The organism is Cuneatibacter caecimuris (genome assembly GCF_004216775.1).
Lineage (GTDB): Bacteria > Bacillota > Clostridia > Lachnospirales > Lachnospiraceae > Cuneatibacter > Cuneatibacter caecimuris.
The window spans coordinates 133,554-140,574 of the sequence record NZ_SGXF01000007.1 but is presented as its reverse complement, the minus strand read 5'-3'; the positions used below and the strand labels follow the sequence as shown (position 1 = coordinate 140,574).

General features: G+C 47.4%; 3 protein-coding genes and 1 tRNA gene. All 4 read left to right on the top strand.

What is annotated here, in order from left to right; genetic code table 11:
* Positions 1 to 113: 113 nt before the first annotated feature.
* The 4 genes from EV209_RS14400 to hslO all read left to right on the top strand — a co-directional run bounded on the left by EV209_RS14400 (position 114) and on the right by hslO (position 6,882).
* Positions 114 to 184 (top strand) — tRNA-Trp (locus EV209_RS14400).
* Positions 185 to 654: 470 nt separating this feature from the next.
* Complete coding sequence (locus tag EV209_RS14395; RefSeq protein WP_130436171.1) at positions 655 to 5,076, top strand: DUF1565 domain-containing protein; 4,422 nt, start codon at positions 655 to 657, stop codon at positions 5,074 to 5,076.
* A gap of 160 nt (positions 5,077 to 5,236) precedes the next feature.
* Entirely contained in the window at positions 5,237 to 6,007 is a 771-nt protein-coding gene (locus EV209_RS14390) for a class I SAM-dependent DNA methyltransferase (RefSeq protein ID WP_130436170.1), read from the top strand.
* Entirely contained in the window at positions 6,004 to 6,882 is an 879-nt protein-coding gene (gene hslO / locus EV209_RS14385) for an Hsp33 family molecular chaperone HslO (protein WP_130436169.1), read from the top strand. Before EV209_RS14390 ends, hslO begins: the two co-directional genes overlap by 4 nt.
* Positions 6,883 to 7,021 lie beyond the last annotated feature (139 nt).

Genomic DNA, 7,021 nt, shown 5'->3' with positions numbered 1-7,021 from the left:
GTATGTAGCTGACTGTTACTAATCGGTCGAGGGCTTGACCTGAAGAGGTTCAGGAGGGCCTGGATGGTTTCTGTGTGTGGTTTTGAAGGTACAAAGAGTGGCATCTGCCATATAGGGGTATAGTTCAATGGCAGAGCAGCGGTCTCCAAAACCGCAAATGGGAGTTCGAATCTCTCTACCCCTGTTATATGAAGCCGGAAATCTGTAGATTAGATTTCCGGCTTTTTTATTGCATAGGAAATGCGTTTCCTATGCAATAAAACTCTCCGTGAGATGCGCACTACGCTCTAAGGAAATATGGCCGCTGAAGCGGCCGCGCTTCGGCGCGAGAGTCCGGCAGGCCGGACTCCTTATTTTTTCTATCTAAAACTGCGTTTCCTATGAAATAAATTCCTCCTGGGAATCACATTGTGGCATTAGGTAAAGAAACAACTGAATATTGTTATATTTTTTGATACAAAAATACCTGAAATATAGAGCGATTATTAGTATGTTATTTAGTACAAGTACTGGTTTGCGTGTGAATATTATCTTATAAATTAGTTATAACTGAAACAAATCAATGAATTAAAACTGCCAAAAAGTGTGCAGTTTTAATAAAATGGAGAGAATGAAAAGTGATCTCCAAAAATCTTATGAGGAGGAAGAGAATTTATGGAACAGAAACGAAGAGTTTCGGGCAGAAGAATGCGCCGTATGGCAATGAGCGTTCTTCTGGTGGTAGCGCTCACGGTGTCTAGTATTACCTTATTTAAGACACCTACGTGGGCTGCCGGCAACACCTATTATGTCTCCATTAATAACGGGGACGACAGCAATGCAGGCACAAAAGATGCGCCTTTCAAGACAATTCAGCATGCTGCAGATCTGATGCAGCCTGGGGATGTCTGCATGATCCGCGAGGGTGTATATCCCGAGGAAGTGAAGCTGAAGAACAGCGGAGAGGCAGGGGCTCGTCTTACATTCACCAATTATCCTGGTGAAACTGTAACAGTCAGCGGCTGTGATCCTATTACCGGCTGGACAGCAGATAAGAACGGCATTTACAAGGCGCCTATGGGCTGGTCTTTGTCACTGCAGCATGACGGCGATCAGAACCAGCTGTTCGCTGACGGCGAGCTGATGTATGAGGCGCGTTACCCGAATGTGCAGCCCGGCGATACGCTGACAAATTTCCATTATGGCCGCACAGGAAGCGGAACGGGATTTGTCAATGCTTCTAACAGAGCCGAGGGCAGCAAGCTTGTTTATCCGGATCTGAAAGAGGTTGCTACTACAGCAGATTTTCTGGACGGAGCGACAATCTGGATGGTTCCCGGTTCCGAGTGGACTGCACTGACTTCAAAGGTAACCAGCTATGATCCTGAAACCGGAACAGTTTATTTCCCCAGCACGGTCCGCGGCATTGGCAAAAATTATTATAGCCCTGCGGCAAATAAGCCTTTTTATATTTTTGGCGCTTATGGCCTGCTGGATGCGGAAAATGAATGGTGGTACGATAAGGAAAACAAAGAGATTTATGTGAAGGTGAAAGATGGAAAGAATCCTGAAGAAGCAGGTATTTATGTAGAGGCAAAAGCAAGAGAAAGCGCTTTTGACCTTTCCGGATGCTCCTATGTGGATATCGTGGGCATCAATACAAGAGGGTCTTCCATCATCACAGATGAAAAGAGCTCTCATATTCTGATGAAGGATATGAAATGCGAGTATGTGGGACACTGCAGCACCATTGAACTGAACGATCTCAATGATAATGCCAGCCCGCAGGATGACCTGGGCGTTTTGCTGAAAGGCAGCTTTATTGAGGTAAACGGCTGTGAAATTTCTAATTCCTCCGGACCGGTTATCAACATCCAGGGATCAGACAACCGTCTGATCAACTCTTACATCCATGATGGCAACTACATCGGAACCTATACCGGGCATTCTAAGATTTCCGGAAGACGTCAGTTCGTGAGCAACAATACAATGTGTGAATCCGGCCGTGACGTGCTTTCTTTCCGTAACCTGTCTGAGAGCGTGATCCAGTATAATGACATTTACGGTGCGGGCCGTCTGACCCTGGACGTGGGCATCATGTATTCCGCCGAGACAGACGGGCAGAATACCCTGATCCATCACAACTTTATTCATGATAACTATGCCGGATCCAATACCATGGGTCTGTATCCGGATGAGATGACGCACAACTTTATCATGTATAATAACGTGATTTTTAACACTAAGAGCAATGCGATTCAGTTGAATACACCTTCTTTGTACAACCTGGTGTACAATAACACAGCCTATAATAAGAATACTCTTGCGGATACCTACCAGCAGAGCTTTAAGGATAACAGAGGCACGCAGGAATGGAACAATATGGTATCCAGAAAGAGCAATACCTGGAATACATATGAGGCATTTGCAACGAATAACGTGAATGAGGCAGACCATTTTACAAAAGTACATGATGGTTATCCGGATACTTTTGTAAGCGCAGATCAGTGGGATTTCCGGCTCACAGAAGGTTCCCAGGGGATCGGAGCAGGTATTCCCATCAGCGGTGTAACTAAGGAGGGCGTCCTGAATCCTTCCGTCGGAGCATATGAAGCAGGCGATGAATTGTTTAAGGTTGGACATGACTTCGAGAACCCTCCTGAAATTATTGCGCCTCCGTCCCTGTCTGAATTCGAATACCGCAACCGCATCAAGAACGGCGGATTTGAATATGGTACGCTGGAAGGCTGGAACGGGACTGCGGAGGTCCGTCTGGACACTGCATGGCATTCAAACAACAAGACAGCGGCTACCTGCTTCTATGGTGCAGTGATGCAGAGCGGAAATTCTCTGACGCAGACAATCGACGTAGAACCACTGACTACCTATACGCTTGGCCTGAATACCAGAGCTCCGGGAGGAGATTCTGCGATTACATTCGGTGTGATCGGGCTGGGCAGCGGCGATGTGGTGGAAACCCGTGCGCTGGCAAAGGGCACAAACTGGGTGAATTCAATTTCATCAATCCCTGCTTTAAATCGTACCACCAACCAGTTCCTGACCTTTACCACAGGCCCCAGCGATACAAAGGCTGTTGTGACCATCACAAACTCCGGCAGCAATGAAATTTATCTGGATGATGTGGGTGTTCAGAAGGATGTGAAGATGATTGGCGATCTGTCCAAGGAAATCACACCAGTACAGAACGATGACGGCACGGTGACGCTGACTTTCGACGAGCTGGAAACGGGACATCAGTATTTTGTTTCTGACAGCACAGAGAGAGAAAGCGCTGTTAAGGCTGGCTCTGTCACGGTGAAGAAACCAGCGTCTTACGCTTCGAAGCTGACCAGCGGAATGAGCCTGAGCCGCAATAAGATGGAATATATTAATGTGGCTGAGGTTGTAAACGGTTCTGTCGTAGGCATTTGGTCATATTGTGTGATCGAGGAGCCTAAGGGAATTGTAAAGTCTCCTGTGAACGACGGAATGGTCCGGGACGGCAGCTTTGCGGATCAGGTATTAAATGTCAGCGGACAGGAAAATGCGGATGATAATACCCAGTATCACATCAACCTGAATTACAGCACTTCCTCAGGATACAGCAGGAACGGCTATATGCAGTTTGATCTGAGCGATATCGACCCTGCTCTGGTCAAGAGCGCAAAGCTGGAATTCTATGTATATAAAACCAATCCTGATGAAAAGGCAAACGAGGGTGAGGGATTTGACCGCACCATTAATGTTAAGGCTGTAGATTTTGAGGACTGGGATGAAGATACGCTGACCTGGAACTTCGCTCTTGGAAATGATGGTAAGATGAAGCCTGGCGACATTGTGGGAACTGTTTCCGGAATCAGAAAGACAGTAGAACCCAGAGGAAAACAGTGCTCAGTAGATATTACAGATTATATTCTGCAGAAGGCAGGAAAGGGTGCGAAGGCAACTGTACAGCTGAGCCCCGCGGCGGGATATGCAACTGGCAATATGTTTATTGCCACAAAAGAAAATCCGGTTTATGGTGAAGAGTATGGCCCTCGCCTGGTTCTGGAATATTATGGAACGCCTGCGGATCTGGAACAGCTGAAGACAGACCTGGCTGAATACGAGAAGCTGGCAGAAGAAGGCGCTGACGACTATACAACTGAAACATGGGATGCATTTATTGCGGCACTGGATGCGGCGAAAGCATTCCTGGATAATCCCAGAGCAACGCAGGATGTGGTGAACGAGGCCATGAAGGCTCTGAAGGCTGCAAAAGAGGGCCTGGTAAGCAAGCCTACTGAAACAGAAACAGAGACCAGCACAGAAGAAACTGAACCTTCTGAAACAGAAACCAGTACGGAAGAGACACAGCCTACAGAGACGGATCCTGTGGAGTCTGAAACCAGCACAGAAGAGACACAGCCTACAGAGACAGAACCTGTAGAGACAGAGTCCAGTACAGAGGAAACACAGCCTACAGAGACAGAACCTGTAGAGACAGAAACCAGTACAGAAGAGACACAGCCTACAGAGACGGAAACAGAAGAGCCCAGTCATGTGGAGACAGATCCTGTAGAAACTGAAACAACAGAACCTACCCATGAAGAAACAGACCCTGTAGAAACGGATGTCACAGAGACAGATCCTGCGGAAACAGAAAGCAGTACGGAAGAGACGGATCCTGCCGAAACAGAAAGCAGTACAGAGGAGACAGAAGAACCTGACGAATCCGATGCAGAAGTGAAGACAGATAAACTGGAGGAAGCCATCGGAAAAGCAGAGATGCTGAAGGCAGAAGATTATACGGCAGATAGCTTTGCGAAGGTAGAAGAGGCTCTGGATGCTGCAAGGAAGGCGATGGATGCGAAGACCCAGAAGGAAGTGGATGATGCAGAAAATGCATTGAATGACGCCATTGAAGATCTGGTTCCTGTATCTGCCGAAAGCAGCATGGAAAGCAGCCCCGAAGAAAGTGAGAGCACTCCCAGCACAGGAGATGCCACAAACTTCAAATGGCTGGCAGCAGTTATGGTGATCGCATTGGCAGCAGTGGCAGGCGCAGCCGTAACCATGCAGATCGCGGGCAGAAAGAGAAGAAAAAACAATAGGTAACAGTATTTTTAAATTTGTTTAACAGACAGGAGCATTGCGTAATGATCTGAATTTATATTCAGACAGGCGCAATGCTCCTGCCTTTTGTACAGAGGTATGCTCTTGACCTATTCCTGAAAAAATGATAGAATCTTCAGGAATAGAACCTGAGGTGATGAGAATGGAAGCATATACGGGATTTGCGGCAGTCTATGACCAGCTCATGGAAGAGATTCCATATGAGCAGTGGTGCGGATATATAACCGGCCTGCTGAAGGAATATGGAGTGGAACAGGGACTGGTGCTGGAACTGGGCTGCGGTACAGGCACGATGACAGAACTGCTGGCAGAGGCCGGGTACGATATGATCGGTATAGATGTGTCAGAAGAAATGCTTGCGGAGGCCATGGAGAAAAAGCAGGAATCCGGACATGCGGAGATCCTCTATCTGCAGCAGGATATGCGGGAGTTTGAACTCTATGGGACGGTTAGGGCCGCGGTGAGCGTATGCGATTCCATGAATTATTTGACAGAGCCGGGCGAGCTGGAACAGGTATGCCGGCTGGTTAATAATTATCTGGACCCTGGAGGAATTTTTATTTTTGATATGAAAACAGCGCATTACTTCCGGGACGTGGTTGGAAACCGCAGTTTCGGGGAGACTTATGAAGATTGCGGGGTCATCTGGGAAAATGATTTTGATGAGGAGAATAGCCTGAACTCCTATGCGCTGACCATATTTCGAGAGGAAGGGAACGGCCTGTACAGCAGAGAGGAAGAGCTTCATTACCAGAAGGCGTACTCTGCAGAAGAAATCAGACAGGCAGTGGAAGCGGGAGGAATGGAGTTTTTAGCCGCCTATAGCGGTGACGGAAGAAAAGTTGCGGATGGTCAGAGCCAGCGAATTTATATTGTAGCCAGAGAACAGGGAAAAAGAAAGGGATCAGAATGAGCGACTATATTGTCAGAGCAACTGCAGCGAAGGGGCAGATCAGAGCCTTTGCTGCCACCACGAAAAATCTAGTAGAAAAGGCCAGAGAAATCCACAATACCAGTCCGGTGGCCACAGCGGCGCTGGGCCGGCTGCTGACTGCCGGAGCGATGATGGGAATTATGATGAAGAACGACGGCGATTTACTGACGATTCAGATCAGAGGCGACGGGCCGATACAGGGATTAACTGTTACAGCTGATGCGAAAGGCAGAGTGAAGGGCTATGCTTTTGAGCCGGATGTGGAAATTCCGGCCAATGCTCAGGGTAAGCTGGACGTAGCCGGCGCGCTGGGAAATGGGATTCTGAATGTGATTCGTGATACAGGGATGAAGGAACCTTATGTGGGACAAACAATTTTGGTATCAGGAGAGATTGCGGAAGACCTGACCTACTACTTTGCTACCTCTGAACAGGTGCCCTCTTCTGTGGGGCTGGGAGTTTTGATGAACAGGGAAAATACTGTGCGCCAGGCCGGAGGATTTATTTTACAGCTGATGCCGGACGCCGGAGACGAGATCATAGCAGAACTGGAAGAACGGCTGAAACAGGTAACCTCGGTTACTTCCGTGCTGGATGAAGGGAAGACGCCTGAACAGCTGTTGGAAATTCTTCTGGGAGATTTGAATCTGGAAATACTGGACAGGATACCAGCTGAATTTTCCTGCAACTGCAGCAAAGAGCGGGTGGCGAAAGCGGTTATTAGTATCGGAAAAAAAGAGATTGCTGAAATGATTGCCGAAGACAACCCAATTGAGGTGAACTGCCACTTCTGTAATTCGCATTATCAATTCGATGTGAATGAATTAAAAGAATTTTTAGCGGCTGCCAGGTAAAAGATCAAACAAACAAAAGAAGAGGGGTACCGCGCCGGAGAACCGGAACAATACCCCTCTTCTTTAATCTCATTATGACCTGCTTTGCTTTGTTCAAAATAAAATTTCGATTTCAAGATCTCATTATATATTGAAAAAG

Bases quoted from the DNA above. Each gene is read 5' to 3' on its own strand.
- hslO (WP_130436169.1), top strand. From the start codon at position 6,004: ATGAGCGACTATATTGTCAGAGCAACTGCAGCGAAGGGGCAGATCAGA.
- EV209_RS14395 (WP_130436171.1), top strand. From the start codon at position 655: ATGGAACAGAAACGAAGAGTTTCGGGCAGAAGAATGCGCCGTATGGCA.
- EV209_RS14390 (WP_130436170.1), top strand. From the start codon at position 5,237: ATGGAAGCATATACGGGATTTGCGGCAGTCTATGACCAGCTCATGGAA.